This is a genomic window from Aquabacterium sp. NJ1 (assembly GCF_000768065.1).
In the GTDB taxonomy this organism is placed as follows: domain Bacteria; phylum Pseudomonadota; class Gammaproteobacteria; order Burkholderiales; family Burkholderiaceae_C; genus Aquabacterium.
Genome location: NZ_JRKM01000001.1, coordinates 2,116,668 through 2,132,554, shown reverse-complemented (window position 1 = coordinate 2,132,554; position 15,887 = coordinate 2,116,668). Strand labels below are relative to the sequence as shown.

Here is a 15,887-nt window from a genome sequence, read left to right as displayed (position 1 = left end):
TGCTGGCTGTGAACACAGAACCATCATCGCCATTTGTACGCGCGGGATCACGTGATAACCGTACCGGGCTTGAGGCGTATCAAGCGGTGGATCAAGTGGCTTGCCGGGCCTGCCCGCCGGTGATGCGGTTTTGCACGATGCGGTCGATCTCGCGGAACAGATCGTCCGCGGCCAGCGGTTTGGTGAGGTAGCCGTCAAAGCCGGCCTCCAGCGCCTCGTCGATCTGCGTCTGCATCGCGTTGGCGGACACGGCCACGCACGGGGTGTGGCACAGCAGCGGGTCGGCGCGCACCCGCTGCAGGACGCGCAGGCCATCCAGGCCGGGCATCATCATGTCGATCAGCAGCACATGAGGGCGCATCTGCCTGGCCTGCTCCAGGCCGCCAAGGCCGTCTTCGTTCACGCTCAGCTGCAGGTCGGGGCGCAGCTGCCCATAAGCCAGCAACAAGGCGCGGTTGGCGGCCTCGTCGTCGATGTAGAGCACGCGTGTGCTCGGGGGCGTGGCGGCGTGCGCTTCGGAGGCCGTTTCGGCGGGCTGGCCTGTGGTGTCAGGTAAGGCGGGGGCGGCATCTGCGGGGGGCACCGGTTCGGCATCAACAGGCACCTCGCTCAGGGGCAGGTCGATGCGGAAGGCGCTGCCCAGGCCTTCCTGGCTTTGCACGCTGAGCTGCCCGCCCATCAGTTCGATCAGGCTGCGCGTGATGACCAGGCCGATGCCGGTGCCTTCGATGGCCGATTGCTCGCGCCCGAGTCGATTGAAGGGCTCGAACAACTGGGCGAGCTGCTGCGGGCTCATGCCCAGCCCGGAGTCCTGCACGATCAGGCCCAGCAGGGGGCCCTTGACTTCGGCCCGCACGCTGACCAGGCCGCCCGGCCGGTTGTACTTGATGGCGTTGGAGATCAGGTTGAGCAGCACCTGCTTGAGCCGCGTGCGGTCCCCGCGGATGCAGGGCAGTGGGGTTTCAGGCAGGTCGATGCTCAGGATCACGCTGGCGGCGGCCGCCTGCACCCGGGTCTCGCGCACCGCCTCGCGGGCCACGTCACAGGCGTCCACATCGCTGGGCTGGATCTTGAGGCTGCCGGACTCCAGGCGCGACACGTCCAGCAAGTCATCGATGAGGGCCAGCAGGTGGTTGCCCGCCTGCATGATGTGCTGCAGCCATTCGCGTTGCCGGCCCGCCAGCGGCTGCTGCCGGTCGAGTTGCAGGATCTGCGAAAAGCCCAGGATGGCATTGAGCGGGGTGCGCAGCTCGTGGCTCATGCGGGCCACGAACTCGCTCTTGGCCAGGTTGGCCCGCTCGGCCAGGTCCTTGGCCACCAGCGCGGCTTCGGCGCGCCGGCGATCGGTGATGTCACGCACCACCACGCTGGACAGGGTCTCGCCCGAGGCGTCCGAGTAGGTCACGGTGGAGACTTCCGCGTCGAAGGTGCTGCCATCGCCGCGCCGCATGGTGACCTCGCCTTGCGCATGGCCGTTTTGCCTGCGCTGTTGCATCAAGGCGGCCACCCGGGGGTCCTGTTCGTCGGTCAGATCGCGACGCTGGCGCTGGCAGAGTTCCGCTTCACTGAGACCGAAGATGGCGCAGGCGGCCGGGTTGGCGGCGAGGATGGGGCCATCGAGCACGGAGATCATCACGCCGTTCATGCTGTTTTCGTACAGCATGCGGTAGCGGTTCTCGCTGCGGGCCAGCGTCTGGGCCATGCGTTTGCGGGCCGTGATGTCGACAAAGGTCACCACCACCTGTCGCAAGGCATGGTCGGCCGTGAATTCGGGGTAGGCGTTGCACAGCACCCATTCGGGCTCCTGCTGGCCTGGCTGTCGCACGCCCGCCACCAAGTCACTGAGCGCTTCTCCTGAGCGGATGACCTGCGCAACCGGGTACTCGTCGATCGCCATGGTCGTGCCGTCTTCGTGCAGGAAGCACCAGGCCGGGTCGATGGCGGCACGGCCCTGCATCTGCGCCTCGCTCAGGCCCAGCAGCCGGCAGGCCTGGGGGTTGCTGCGCAGCACCTTGCCATCCGGGGCATGCACCACCACCCCGGCCATCAGGTGGTCGATGAGGAAGCGCTGCTCCGCTTCCGCCTCCTGGAGGATTTGCGCCGCGCGTTGGGTCTCGGCGCTCCACTGGCGCTGGCGCCTGAGCGTGTAGCGGTAGCCCCCAAAGCCGCCGAGAAACAGCAGGCCCACCAGGGCAAAGGGCACGCGCGCCTGTTGCCACCACAGGCGCTGGATGTCGGCCACCGGCATGGCCACGAACACGGTGACCGGGAAGTGCGCCATGCGCTTGAACACATTGCTGAACCGGCCGCCTGCCAGCTGGTTGAACCCTTCCACCTTGCCGTCTGCGGGGAACTGGTTCTGCAACAGGTGGCGTGTCAAGGCGCCATCCCGGGGTTCGCCATACACGGTGTCCAGCGGCGCACTGGCGGGAATCGGGTAACGGGTGAGCAGGTAGCGGTCGTCACGCAGCAGGCCGATGGTGGCGTTGGGGGTCACGGGCGCGCCGCGCCAGAAGGCCTGCATGAAGTCCACCGGCATGGCCGACACGATGAAGCCCAGAACCTGCCCCTGGTCGTCGCGCAGCACATAGCGAATCGGGAACACCCACGCCTGGGTCACGGCCCCTTGCACGGGGCGCCCCAGGTCCATGTGGGTGGACGCCTTCAGGTTGCCGAGGAAATGCCGGAACGCCGGCTCATTGGTCAGCGAGGGCAGGGGGGCGGGCTGTGGGGGCGAGGTGGCCAGCAACTGCCCATCGGGTGCCACCAGGTGGACGGCCAGGGTTTCGGGGTGGAGCCCGTGGAAGCGCAGCAACAGCTGCTGAGCCTCCTTGCCGTGCTGCAGGCCCTTGGGGGTGACCAGATCCTGCGCGAGCCCTGCGAGACCGGCTTCCACCTGGGTGAAATAACGGTCCAGCGCCGTTTCGGAAATATGCAGGACCGATTGCATCTGGCGGAGCTGCTCCATCCGGGTCGCCTGCCACGAGTGCCAGCCAAACAGGCCGGCAAAGCCCAGGAGCAACAGGCCCAGCAACAGGGCCAGACGGGTCAGCAGGCGCGTGGAGAGAAGGTCGGTCATGGGGGCTCGAGGAGCTGCAGCATGTCCGATTGTCAACATCTGTACCCAGGTGGCAAGAGGCGCGTGCACGCACAAAGACAAATGCCGACACCGTCGTGAAACGGTACCGGCATTCGGGGCACTGGCCCAGGACTTGCGTTTGCCCTGCCGAGGCGACCTGCGGCAGCGACCAAGCCTCAAAAAAACAATCAGTAGCGGTAGTTCAGGCCGATGTTGGCGCTGGGCAGGAAGGTGATGTGCCCGACCGCGTCGTGGATCTCGGCGGTCTTGGCGTCCACGTCCGCCTGGGTCACGGTGTAGCCGCTGTAGGTCTTGCCCACGATGTTGGTGTCGGTGTTGAGCTTGGCCCGCCCGATCGACACGCCCAGGTCCGCGATGAAGCCCATGCCGGCTGCGCGCGGCTGGTGGCCCCAGCCCAGGCCCACGTAGGGCATGGTCGAAGGGAACTTCATCTGCAGGTTGAAATAGTCAGCGGCCGAGGGGGTGATGGTCTGCCCGTTGATGTTGATGGACGAACTGCCATCAAAGCGCGAGTTCAGATCCAGCTGGGCCTTGTTGAAGGTCAGCCCGCCGGTGAGCCGAAAGCGCCCACCAAAGGGGAAATAGTCGGCAAACAGGCCGAAGCGGTTGTATTGCGCCTTGGTGTCAAAGCCCACGCCCGAGACGGAATGCGTGCGCCGCACATTGCCCATGGTGCCGGCATCGGCGCGCAGGCCCAGCTTCTCGTTGACGGTGATCGCGTAACCGGCCACCACACCCGGCAGGCCCACGCTCACGTAGGACTCGCCCGCCTGAGCCGACAGGGCCACCATGCCGGCCATCAGGCCACCAAGGGCGGTGGCGCTCAGGACGGCGCGCGGGGCGGTCAGGCGTGGGTTCGGCATGGGGCTCTCCTCGAAAGGGCGGTTTGAACACCGTTGCACCATGCAGGATGGCGCATCACGGGAAGCCGAACTTTAGTCAGGGCGGTCGTGGCGCAGTCGCCGCTCAAAACGGTGTTTGTTCGTGCTTATCTGGCTTTAGTCCTGGCGCCAAAATGCCGAAATGGGCTGATCCCTTCCCTTCTTGCACATGGCCCTTCACACCCCGACGATGCTCCTGATGATCATGGTGGTCAGCGCCGTCACGGGTGCGGCCATCGCCGTGATCGCGTATCGGCGCCACCCTGATCTGCTGCTGTGGTCGACGGCCCTGGCCCTGCATGGCCTGGGTTATGCGCTGTACAGCCTGCGCGGCCAGGTACCTGACGTCCTGTCGATCGTGGTGGCCAATGTGGCCATCGCCGCCGCGTTTTCGCTGTTCGGTGAGGGCTTGTACCGGTTCCAGGCGCGCCAGCCTGTTCGATGGCTGATGTGGCTGCCGGTGCTCTGGAGCGCGGTGGGCTTCAGCGTGCTCCTGCACGATCAACGCGCGCGCTTCATGCTGGCCGGCCTGACCGTCAGCGCCCAGTCGCTGATCCTGCTGGTGGCCTTGTGGCAGCACCGGCGCCGCACACCGGGGCGCGGGCAATACATCCTGGCGACGGGCCTGTTCATGGCCCTGGGGGTCATGTTGTTTCGTGTGCAGGGCCTGGTCCTGGGCACGGTTGACATCCCGTCGGTGGGGGCATCCCACCCCGTGCAAAGTGCCACCTTCGTGATCTCGCTGATCGGCTTGCTGATGCTGGCCATCGGCCTGGTGATGATGAACCAGGAGCACGCCGAGCAGGCGCTGCAGCGCGAGCGCGAGGCCGAGCAGTTCCGCAGCCATGTGCTGGAGTTGCTCACCAGTGGCCTGCCCTTGCGCCAGGTGTTGATGGCGATGGTGCAGGGCATCGAGCGCTTGAACCCGGGCATGTTGTGCAGCGTGGTGCTGCTGGACCGGCAAGGCCGCCACCTGGGTGAGAGCGTGTCGCCCAGCCTGCCCGACTTCTACAGTGCGGCCATCAACGGCCTGGAGGTCGGCGAGGGCGTGGGCTCTTGCGGCACGGCCGCGTTCACGGGCCAGCGGGTGGTGGTCGAAGACATCGCACACCACCCCTACTGGGCCGCCTACAAGGACCTGGCCGCGCGTGCGCGCCTGGGTGCCTGCTGGTCGCAACCCATCCTGTCATCAGGGGGCAAGGTGCTGGGCACCTTCGGCATCTACCACCGCGAGCCCCAGACGCCCTCGGTGTCCGACATCCGGGTCATCGAGCAATCGGCCGCGCTGGCCAGCATCGCCATCGAACGCAGCCGAGAGGCGCTGGAGCTCAAGCAAAGCGAGGCGCGCTACCGCTGCCTGATCAACTCGGCCAACGAAGGCATCTGCGTGGTGCAGGGCGATCTCATCCGCTTTGCCAACCCCAAGCTGTGCGAGCTGGCCGGTTACCCCGAAAACGTGATCCTGGGCCGGTCCTTCCTGGACTTCGTCCACGAGGACGACTGCGAGCTGGTGGTGCGCAACCGGCGCAAACGCCTGGCTGGCGTCGAAGGCGACTTCAAGTACCCCATACGTGTGCTGACGCACGAGCATGGGGTGCGCTGGTTCGAGCTGAGCGGCACGAGCTTCGAATGGGAAGGCCAGCCCGCCACGCTGAACTTCCTCAACGACATCACCGACCGTGTTCAGATGGAAGAACGCGTGCGGCAGTTCGCCTACCACGACGCGCTCACCGGGCTGCCCAATCGCCGCCTGCTGATGGACCGCCTGGGCCTGGCCATGGCGCGCCACAAACGCACTGGCCAATATGGCGCCTTGATGTTCCTGGATCTGGATAACTTCAAGCCGCTCAATGACCGCCATGGGCACGACGCGGGCGACCTGTTGCTGGCCGAGGTGGCGCACCGCCTCAAGGGTCTGGTGCGCGAGTCCGACACTGTGGCCCGGTTTGGTGGTGATGAATTCGTGGTGATCCTGGGTGACCTGGGCGTGGGCGAGGATGCCGCCCGCACCCATGCCCTGAGCGTGGCCGACAAGATCCTGGCCACGCTGTCAGAGCCTTACAACCTGTGCCTGCTCAGGCCCGATGGGGCGCATGAGGCCATCAGCCACCACTGCAGTGCCAGCATCGGCGTGGCGCTGTTCCTGGGCGAGCCGGGCACCGAAGACGACTGCCTCAGGCAGGCCGATGGTGCCATGTACCAGGCCAAACAGGCCGGGCGCCACACGGTGCGGCTCAGTGAGACGCCACGCAAGGTGGCGCCCATCCCGCTGCAGGCCTGATCGCCGACTTCATCAGGCTGCGCGCAGCGTGCGGGCCGCCTCCACCATGTTGCGCAGCGCCGGGATCACCTCGGCCCACTGGCGTGTCTTGAGCCCGCAATCCGGGTTCACCCACAGCCGCTCGGCCGGGATGCGCTCGGCGGCCTTGCGCATCAGCTGCACGATGTGCGCCTGCGTGGGGATGTTGGGCGAGTGGATGTCGTACACACCGGGCCCGATCTCGTTGGGGTAGTGGAAATGCTCGAAGGCATCGAGCAGCTCCATGTCCGAGCGCGAGGTCTCGATGGTGATCACGTCGGCGTCCATGTCGGCAATGGCCGCGATGATGTCATTGAACTCCGAATAGCACATGTGCGTGTGGATCTGGGTATCGTCCTGCACGCCATTGGCCGAGATGCGGAAGGCCTGCACCGCCCAGTCCAGATAGGTCTGCCATTGCGAGCGGCGCAGCGGCAGGCCCTCGCGCAAGGCGGCCTCGTCGATCTGGATGACGCGCACGCCGGCCTGCTCCAGGTCCAGCACCTCCTGGCGGATGGCCAGGGCCAGTTGCAGGCAGGTGTCGGCGCGTGGCTGGTCGTCGCGCACGAAAGACCAGTTCAGCATGGTCACCGGGCCGGTCAGCATGCCTTTCATGAGCTTGGTGGTGAGCGATTGCGCATAGCGCGTCCAGGCCACGGTCATGGCCTGGGGTCGGCTGATGTCGCCAAACAGGATGGGCGGTTTCACGCAGCGCGAGCCATAGGACTGCACCCAGCCAAACTGGCTGAAGGCGTAGCCCTCCAGCTGCTCGCCGAAGTACTCGACCATGTCATTGCGCTCGGCTTCGCCGTGCACCAGCACATCCAGGCCCAGGTCTTCCTGCTCCTTGACGCTGCGGGCGATCTCGGCGTGCATGGCGGCCTGGTAGCCGGCTTCATCCAGCGCACCAGCCTTGTACTGGCTGCGCGCCTGGCGGATCTCCGGCGTTTGCGGGAAGGAGCCGATGGTGGTGGTCGGGTAGGGCGGCAGCTTCAGCAAGGCCGCTTGCTGGCGGGCACGTGCGGCATAGGGGCTGTGGCGGCGGCCGAGTTCCGGCGTGATGCGGGCCAAGGCGGCCTGCACGGCGGGCTTGTGCACACGCGGTGAGGCGTGGCGTGAAGCCATGGCCGCGGCGTTGGCCGCCAGCTCGTCCTTGACGGCTTCGCGGCCATGGGTCAAGGCCTTGGCCAGGCAGCGCAGCTCATCGAGCTTTTGCAAGGCAAAGGCCAGCCACGAGCGCAGCTCGGTGTCCAGTTGCTGCTCGTTGTTCAGATCCACCGGTACATGCAGCAGCGAGCACGAAGGCGCCAGCCACAGGCGATCCCCCAGCCTCGCATGCACACGCTCCAGCCAAGCCAGCGTGGCTTGCAAGTCGGTGCGCCAGATGTTGCGCCCGTTGATCACGCCCAGCGACAGCACCTTGTGCGAGGGCAGCAGGTTCAGTACTGGCATCAGCTCTTCGCGTGCGTGGATGGCGTCCAGGTGCAGGCCGGCCACAGGCAGCGTGCAGGCCAGGTGCAGGTTGTCGCCCAAGGGCCCGAAGTAGGTGGTCAGCAGCAGCTTGACGCGGCAGGCCTTGAGCTGGTGGTAGGCCAGGCTCAGGGCGTGGCGCCAATCGGTGTCCAGTTCGGTCACCAGTACCGGCTCGTCGATCTGCACCCACTCGGCGCCATGTGCGGCCAGCTGGTCCAGCAGCTCGGCGTAGACGGGCAGCAAGCGCTCCAGCAGGGCCAGCTTGTTGGATGCATCCTTGGCCTTGCCCAGCCACAGGTAGGTGACCGGGCCGATCAACACGGGCCGGGCCTTGACACCTTGGCTGCGGGCTTCATCAAGCTGCGCCAGCAGGCGCGAGGCATCCAGCTTGAAGGTGGTGTCGGCCGCGAACTCGGGCACGATGTAGTGGTAGTTGGTGTCGAACCACTTGGTCATCTCGCCGGCCTGCACGCCGCTGCCACCGCAGCATTCACTGTGCCCGGCCGTGCGGCCACGCGCCACGCGAAACGCGTTGTCCAGCGCGTCGCCATGGAAGCCCTGCACCCGTTCGGGCAGGTTGCCCAGGGTGAAGCTCATGTCGAGCACCTGGTCGTAAAAAGCGAAGTCACCCACGGGCACCTGGCTCAGGCCGCTTTGCGCCTGCCAGTGCTGCTGGCGCAATCGTGCGCCGACGGCGAGCAAGTCCTCGCGTGAGGTTTGCCCCTTCCAGTAGGCCTCCAGCGCGAACTTGAGTTCACGCTTGGCGCCGATGCGAGGAAAACCCAGGTTGTGTGTCGTGACCATGCTTCGTCTTTCTGTGGATCTTGTTCAAAACGAAGGCGATGGTATGGATCGAGACTCATGAAGTAAAATGGTATTAATTCAGAAATCCATTAATTTCATTCATGATTTGCCATGATTGAACGCATCCACCTGAACATCGTCCGCGAGGTGGACCGCCAAGGCTCTTTGACGGCTGCTGCCGAGGTGCTGTGCCTGACCCAGTCCGCACTGAGCCACACCATGCGCAAGCTGGAGCAGCAACTGGGCACCGACATCTGGTTGCGCGAGGGCCGCAGCCTGCGCCTCACGCAAGCCGGGCAGTACCTGCTGGCCGTGGCCAACCGTGTGCTGCCGCAACTGGAGCAAGCCCAGGATCGCCTGCATCAGTTTGCGCAAGGCGAGCGCGGCACCTTGCGCATCGGCATGGAGTGCCACCCTTGTTATCAATGGCTGCTCAAGGTCGTTTCACCGTATCTGGCGCAATGGCCCGATGTGGATGTGGACGTCAAGCAGAAGTTCCAGTTTGGCGGCATCGGGGCGCTGTTCGCCTACGAGATCGATCTGCTGGTGACGCCCGACCCGCTGTACAAGCCCGGCCTGTGTTTTGAAGCGGTGTTCGATTACGAGCAGGTGCTGGTGGTAGGGCCGGGGCACCCTTTGCAAGGCGTGCGTCACGTCGAGCCCAGGCAACTGGCCGACGAGGTGCTGATCACCTACCCGGTGGCGACCGACCGGCTGGACGTGTTCAACCAGTTCCTCACGCCCGCGGGCATTGCGCCCCGGCGCCACAAGACCATCGAGACCACCGACATCATGTTGCAGATGGTGGCCAGTGGCCGTGGCGTGGCCGCCTTGCCGCGCTGGCTGGTGCAGGACTATGCGCGCAGCATGCCCATCACGCCGGTGAAACTGGGGCGCAAGGGCATTGCCAAGCAGATCTACCTGGGCTGGCGCGAGGCCGATGCCGACATCGACTACCTGCAGGCCTTTGTGCAGCTTGCCCGCGAGGGCTGAGCACATCTGCATGGGCGGGCGCAAGGCGCAGCCCCTTCACGGGGATGGGCTTGCCCCACCGAGGCGCCACGGCGCGCTAGGATGTGACCTTAGCCGTTTGCCCTCACCTTGCCCATGCTGGCCGCCACGCCACCCGCGCTTGCACACGATGTTCCCCAAGAGCCCCGTCTGGTGGGCGATCTGGCCATCTGGTTGGTGATCCTGGCCGAGCTGCTCACCTTCGGCATCCTCTTCCTGGCGTATGCCTTCACGCGGGCGCGGCACGTGGCCTTGTTCAATGAGTCCCAGCGCACGCTGGATCTGCACTCGGGCGTGCTCAACACCTTGTTGCTGATCTCTGGCAGCTGGTGCGTGGCCCGTGCGGTGCAGGCCGTGCGCCGTGACGACAGCCAGCAGGGCGCACGATGGTTGATCGGTTCGCTGCTGTGTGGCAGCGGCTTCGTGTTCATGAAGGTCAGCGAGTTCGCAGCCAAGATCCAGGCCGGCATCGACCTGTCGACCAACGACTTCTACATGCTGTACTTCATGCTCACGGCCTTCCACTTCCTGCATGTGGTGGCGGGCATGGTGATCCTGGCGATCCTGCTGGTGCGCACGCGGCAGGGGGCTTACGGGCGGCATGACAGCCACTCGCTGGAAACCGGCGCGGCCTTCTGGCACATGGTCGACCTGCTGTGGATCGTCCTGTTCCCGCTGGTCTATGTGATGCGCTGAAAACAGGCCCAAGCCATGCTGAACAACAAGATCAACCGCATCTGGCTGGCCCTGGTGGTGGCCACGCTCATCACCTTCGGCCTGGGTGAAAGCGGCCTGGCCGGCCGTGCTGGCATGGGGGCGGTGCTGCTGATGTTCGCGCTCGCCGGCGGCAAGGGCCTGCTGGTCATCCTGGACTTCATGGAGCTGCGCCATGCGCCCGCGCTGTGGCGGCGCCTGATGCTGGGCTGGTTGGGTCTGGTGCTGGCGGCCATCGTGCTGGCCTACTGGCTGGGCAGCCGTTGGGCGTGAGCCCCGTGCCGCTGGTTCACACCCGACCGGTTTCCAGGGCCTCCAGCTGCGCGAGCGGCAGCGGCTTGCTGAAGTAGTAGCCCTGGTACCGCAGGCAGCCCAGCGAGGCCAGTGCATCGCGCTGGGCGGCCGTCTCCACCCCTTCTGCGATCACCGCCAGGCCCAGGCTGTTGCCCAGTGCCACCACCATCCGTGCGATCGCCGTGTCATTGGGATCGATCAGGATGTCGCGCACAAAGCTGCGGTCGATCTTGAGCTCGTCCAGCGGCAAGCGCTTGAGGTAGGACAACGATGAAAAGCCCGTGCCGAAGTCATCCAGCGAGAAGCTCACGCCCAGGGCCTTGATGGCCGTCATCTTGGCGATGGTGGCCTCGATGTTGGTGACCAGCAGGCTCTCGGTGAGCTCCAGCATCAACTTCTGTGCGGGTGCGCCGGTGCGCAGCAGCACCGCCTTGACCTGGTCGACAAAGTCATCGCCATGGATCTGGCGCGCGCTGACGTTGACCGATATCTTCCAGTGAGCCCTGTCACGCTGTTGCGCCCAGTCGTGCAGTTGCTTGCATGCGGTCTCCAGCACCCAGGCGCCCAGTGGCAGGATCAGCCCGGTTTCTTCGGCCAGTGGAATGAAGTCGGCGGGCGACACCATGCCCCGCTGCGGGTCTTGCCAGCGCACCAGGGCCTCCACGCCCAGGATCTGCCCAGCCTCGTTGACCTGCGGTTGGTAGTGCAACTCGAAATGCTGTTGGGTCAGGGCCTCGCGCATACGGGCTTCCAGCGCCACGCGGGCACTGATGCGCGCCTGCATCTGCGGGTCGAAGAAGCACAGCGTCTTGCGGCCGGCTGCCTTGGCCTGGTACATCGCCAGGTCGGCTCGCCGCAAAGGCTCGGTCGCGTTTTCGGCCTGGTCGCCAAACAGGGTGATGCCGATGCTGGCCGACCCGTGGTGCGCCACGCCTTCCAGCTGGCTGGGCTGGCTCAGTGCCGTCAGGATCTTCTCTGCCACCTGCCTGGCCTGCGTGGCGGCTTCATCAATGTGCGCGCTCAGGTGCTCCAGCAGGACCACGAACTCGTCGCCACCCAGCCGGGCCACCGTGTCACCGCGGCGGATGCTGGCGCTCAGCCGATCGGCCACTTCCACCAGGAAGAGGTCGCCCTTGTCGTGCCCCTGCGTGTCGTTGAGCGTCTTGAAGTCGTCCAGGTCGATGTAGACCAGTGCCCCCAGCCAATGGTGGCGCACGCTGTTGGCGATGGACTGCTGCAGCCGGTCCATCAGCAAGCGGCGGTTGGGCAGGTAGGTCAACGGGTCGGTGTAGGCCAGTTGCTGGATCTGCTCGGCCACCGCCTTTTGCTCGGTGATGTCGCGTGTCACGGTCAGCACGCAGGGCTCGCCCGCCAGGGTCACCCGGGTGGATGACACCAGCGCGCTGAAGACCCGCCCATTCTTGGCGCGCCGCTCGACCTCCAGGTCTTGGCAGTGCCCGTCAGGCCCCAGCGCCTCGACCAGCGCGGCCCGGTCGGCGGCCGTCCAGATGCCCAAAGACTCCGCGGTTTGCCCGAAGGTCTCTTCCCGGCGCCAGCCATAGATGCGCGTGAAGCCATCGTTGACATCGATGAACTGGCCATCGCGCACCCGGCCGATGCTCACCGCATCAGGGTTGGTGCGAAACGCGGTTCGGTACAGCGCCTCGCTTTCATTGAGCGCGGCCTGCCGTTCAGCCAACTCGTCGATCAGGCTGTTGATCGCGTCGATCAGGCTGTTGACCTCCCGGCTGCGGGTGAGTGGCAAGTGCCCAAGCGCATCCTGGCCCTGGCGCAGGGCGGTCAGGGCCCGCTCGGTTGCTTGAAGCGGGGCCAGTTCGCGCGTCAGCATGCCCCAGGTCAGGAGCCCGGCCAGCAGCGTCAGCACCAGCGCCGTCAGCCAGATCTGGTGCTGCATGGCGGTGATGGGGGCAAAGGCCTGCGCCGTGGGGATCTGGACGGCCACATACCAGCCGGCCGCGGGGATCTGTTTGATGGACGAGAAGACCTCCACGCCCGCCGCATTGACGAAGGTCAGGTTGCCCTCGAAGCCGGCAATGAAGCGGTCGGCCCAGGGCCGGACGCCGGGCGCGGGCAGCGCTTCCAGCACGCGCTGCTTGCGGGCATCGGTGATGATCACGCGATGCCGGGCGTCCACCAGCAGGTAGTTGCCGGTCTTGCTGATCTGGTTGTAGCCGGAGGAGTCCAGAAAGTTCGACTGGCTCAGGTTGATGACGCCAGCCAGGGCGCCGACGATGTGCCCCTGTGCGTCGCGAATGGGTGTGGCCATGGCAATGACCGGCGCAGCGATCTTGCGGCCCATGACCGGGCGGCCGAAGGAGGTCTGGCCCGCCCGCAAGGCACCCTGGAGGTAATCCCGGTCCATGTAGTTGACGCCCTGCCTGCGCACGGTGACGGGCATCGTGGCCAGTGCCGTGCCATCGGCCTGGGTGATGAAGCTGCCGCCATTGAACAGGTTCTGGAACACAAGGTGTTGCGCCAGCTCGCGCTGAAGCCCTGCGGCGTCGTGCATGTCGGCCTTGGCCAGGCTGGTGGCCATGCTTTCGAGCGCATGTTGACGCTCTTTGAGCTCATTGTCGATGGTGGCCGCGATGATGGCCGCCGTGCCGAGTTGCTGCGCCCCCAGCACCTCGCCGACGTCGCGCTGCAGCGTACGGCCCGTGATGAAGGCGGATGACCAGATGATGGTCAGCAAGATCGCCAGCGTGAGCAGCGTGACCCGCGTTCTCAGCGACAGCCCGCGAAAGCCCCTCATGGACGTTCCCCCTTCTCGGTTCAGGGATGAGTCAGTGGATCGAGGCCTCGTCAGTACGTCACGTCACCCTCGCCTGGATACGCCTTACGGCGCGACTCTGACAAGGGTAACCAAACCACGGGCCGGCTGGCGCGCGGTTTTGCGGCATGGACGCCTGGCTTCTTGGTGGATCGGCGGCGCAGGCGGAGTTCGTGTTCGCGCGGCTTACAGCTTGAAGTCGTAATCGATGGTCAGTGGTGCATGGTCGCTGAACCACTGGTCTTTGTAAACGGCGGCCTGTTTCGCGGTCTCGGCCAGCGCGGGCGTGGCCAGGTGGTAGTCAATGCGCCACCCCACGTTCTTGGCGCGGGCCTGGCCGCGGTTGCTCCACCACGTGTAGCACGCGTCCGTGGTGTCGGGGTGCAGTCGTCGGTAGACGTCGACCAGGCGCGTCTCACCTGCGGGGTCGAGCAGTTTGCTCATCCAGGCGCGTTCTTCGGGCAGGAAGCCGCTGTTCTTGAGGTTGCCCTTCCAGTTCTTCAGGTCGGCTTCCTTGTGGGCGATGTTGACGTCGCCGATCAGGATGAACTCACGCTCGCCACGCAGCGAGGCCAGGTGCGGGTGGATGATGTCCAGGAAGCGGTACTTGGCCTCCTGGCGTTCTTCCGAGCTGGAGCCGCTGGGGAAGTAGCAGCTGATGATGGACAGCTTGCGGCCGGGCTTGTCAAAGCGCAGCTCCACGTAGCGGCCTTCGGGGTCGAACTCGCCGCTGGGGTCGTTGTTGCCCAGGCCGATGATCACGTCCGAAGGCTCGTGCTTCGTGTACAGCCCCACGCCGGAGTAGCCCTTCTTTTCTGCATGATGGAAGTGCCCGTTCATGCCGGCCACGGCTTTGAGCGGCTCGGGCATGTCGTCGATGTGGACCTTGAGTTCCTGCACGCCCATACAATCGGCAGACATGGCTTCAGCCCAGGGCACGAGCCCCTTGGTGGCGGCAGATCGGATGCCGTTGAGGTTGAGTGAGACCAGACGAAACACGAGATACCCATTTATATGAGCAACACCTCTTCAAACGACACGTTGGCCCAGGACTTCGTGGCCTTCGCAGTGCAATCCAAGGTGCTGCGGTTCGGGGAATTCAAGACCAAGGCGGGGCGCCTGTCGCCCTATTTCTTCAACGCCGGCTTGTTCGATGACGGCGCCAAGCTGGGCCGCCTGGCGCAATTCTATGCACAGCGCCTGATCGCGTCTGGCCTGGAATTCGACATGCTCTTCGGCCCCGCCTACAAGGGCATCACCCTGGCCGCGGCCGTGTCCATCGAACTGGCACGCCTGGGCCACAACAAGCCCTTCGCCTACAACCGCAAGGAGGCGAAAGACCACGGCGAGGGCGGCACCCTGGTGGGCGCCCCCGTGCAGGGCCGCGTGCTGATCATTGACGACGTGATTTCCGCAGGCACTTCGGTGCGTGAGTCGTTTGACCTGATTCTGAAGGCGGGCGCCAAGCCGGCCGGTGTCACCATTGCCCTGGACCGCCAGGAAAAGGCCACCGCCAACGGCCAGGACGCCAGCGAGAGCGCCGTGCAACAGGTGGAACAGCACTACGGTTTGCCCGTTGTTGCCATCGCCACGCTGGCCGATTTGCTGCAGTATCTGCAGACGGAGTCCGATCCGGCGTTGACCGCTTTCCATCCTGCGGTGCTGGCTTACCGTCAACGCTATGGCGTCTGAGCCGTTGAAATCACAGGATCAGGTCACAATCGGTCGATAAGGGCGTGCGACGTACGCGCCACAGCACGGAGCCATGATGAGGTTTGAGTCGGGAGCCCTTGAACGCTGGATCACGCCCCATATTGGGGCGAAACTGGTCGCGGCGTGCATGCTGGCGCAGGCTCCCTGTGCGTTGGCGGCCACATCGTCATCAGGCAACACGCCGAACGCGGCCGGCATCTACACCTGTGTGGACGCCTCCGGCAAGCGGATCACCTCGGACCGCCCGATCCCCGAGTGCCTGGACCGCGAGCAGCGCGTGCTCAACAAGGACGGCTCTCAGCGCAAGACGCTGCCGCCCCGCATGAACGCCGAGGAGCGTGCCGCTGCCGAAGAGCGCCAGCGCCAGAAGGAACTGGCCGAAGCGGCCCAGAAAGACGCGGTGCGGCGTGACCGCAACCTGATGCTGCGCTTCCCCAATGAGGCTGCGCACAACAAGGCGCGTGAAGCGGCCCTGGATGACCTGCGTCGGGGCATCGCCGCCTCCGAGTTGCACCTCAAGGAGCTGCAGGAAGAACGCAAGCCCCTGACGGCCGAAACCGAGTTCTACAAGGGCCGGCGTCTGCCCTACAAGCTCAAGAGCAAGCTGGAAGCCAACGATGCCCAGCAGCAGGCGCAGCAGGACATCATCACGCAGCAGACGGCTGAAATCGCCCGGGTGAATGCGCTGTACGACGCCGAGCTCGCCCGGCTCAAGCGCTTGTGGGGTGGTGCCCCGCCGGGGACCTCGGAAGGGGCTTCCTTGCCTCGTTGATGTCGCGTTGTCGTCATCAAGGGTGGCTAGAGTGC

General features: G+C 65.5%; 11 protein-coding genes. 6 read left to right on the top strand and 5 right to left on the bottom strand.

The window, feature by feature from the left end:
* Positions 1-91 precede the first annotated feature (91 nt).
* Both JY96_RS22145 and JY96_RS09150 read right to left on the bottom strand, forming a co-directional pair.
* Positions 92-3,079, bottom strand: coding sequence for a PAS domain S-box protein (locus tag JY96_RS22145; protein ID WP_052162319.1), 2,988 nt, complete (start codon positions 3,077-3,079; stop codon positions 92-94).
* Between the two features lie 188 nt (positions 3,080-3,267).
* Entirely contained in the window at positions 3,268-3,963 is a 696-nt protein-coding gene (locus JY96_RS09150) for a hypothetical protein (protein WP_052162318.1), read from the bottom strand.
* A 208-nt stretch (positions 3,964-4,171) separates the two neighbouring features.
* On the opposite strand from JY96_RS09150, the gene JY96_RS09145 reads away from it, so the two are divergent.
* Positions 4,172-6,262, top strand: coding sequence for a diguanylate cyclase domain-containing protein (locus JY96_RS09145; RefSeq protein WP_052162317.1), 2,091 nt, complete (start codon positions 4,172-4,174; stop codon positions 6,260-6,262).
* A 12-nt stretch (positions 6,263-6,274) separates the two neighbouring features.
* On the opposite strand, the gene metE is transcribed toward JY96_RS09145, so the two are convergent.
* On the bottom strand, positions 6,275-8,557 hold the full coding sequence (gene metE, locus JY96_RS09140) for a 5-methyltetrahydropteroyltriglutamate--homocysteine S-methyltransferase (RefSeq protein ID WP_035036815.1): 2,283 nt from the start codon (positions 8,555-8,557) through the stop codon (positions 6,275-6,277).
* A 111-nt stretch (positions 8,558-8,668) separates the two neighbouring features.
* On the opposite strand from metE, the gene JY96_RS09135 reads away from it, so the two are divergent.
* The 3 genes from JY96_RS09135 to JY96_RS09125 all read left to right on the top strand — a co-directional run bounded on the left by JY96_RS09135 (position 8,669) and on the right by JY96_RS09125 (position 10,555).
* Entirely contained in the window at positions 8,669-9,550 is an 882-nt protein-coding gene (locus JY96_RS09135; RefSeq protein WP_035036813.1) for a LysR family transcriptional regulator, read from the top strand.
* Between the two features lie 114 nt (positions 9,551-9,664).
* Positions 9,665-10,264: a cytochrome c oxidase subunit 3 family protein gene (locus JY96_RS09130; protein ID WP_035036811.1), complete on the top strand. Its 600-nt coding sequence runs from the start codon at positions 9,665-9,667 to the stop codon at positions 10,262-10,264.
* A gap of 15 nt (positions 10,265-10,279) precedes the next feature.
* Positions 10,280-10,555: a cytochrome C oxidase subunit IV family protein gene (locus JY96_RS09125; RefSeq protein ID WP_035036808.1), complete on the top strand. Its 276-nt coding sequence runs from the start codon at positions 10,280-10,282 to the stop codon at positions 10,553-10,555.
* 16 nt (positions 10,556-10,571) lie between these two features.
* Here the strand turns inward: JY96_RS09125 and JY96_RS22140 are convergent, their stop codons facing one another.
* Both JY96_RS22140 and JY96_RS09115 read right to left on the bottom strand, forming a co-directional pair.
* On the bottom strand, positions 10,572-13,349 hold the full coding sequence (locus tag JY96_RS22140; RefSeq protein ID WP_052162316.1) for an EAL domain-containing protein: 2,778 nt from the start codon (positions 13,347-13,349) through the stop codon (positions 10,572-10,574).
* A 204-nt stretch (positions 13,350-13,553) separates the two neighbouring features.
* Positions 13,554-14,366, bottom strand: a complete 813-nt coding sequence (locus tag JY96_RS09115) for an exodeoxyribonuclease III (RefSeq protein WP_035036806.1) — start codon at positions 14,364-14,366, stop codon at positions 13,554-13,556.
* Positions 14,367-14,381: 15 nt separating this feature from the next.
* Between JY96_RS09115 and pyrE the strand changes: the two genes are divergently transcribed.
* Both pyrE and JY96_RS09105 read left to right on the top strand, forming a co-directional pair.
* A complete protein-coding gene (pyrE, locus tag JY96_RS09110; protein WP_035036804.1) occupies positions 14,382-15,059 on the top strand; it encodes an orotate phosphoribosyltransferase in 678 nt (225 codons plus the stop codon).
* Positions 15,060-15,132: 73 nt separating this feature from the next.
* Positions 15,133-15,852, top strand: coding sequence for a DUF4124 domain-containing protein (locus JY96_RS09105; protein WP_235333888.1), 720 nt, complete (start codon positions 15,133-15,135; stop codon positions 15,850-15,852).
* The last annotated feature ends 35 nt before the right edge of the window (positions 15,853-15,887 follow it).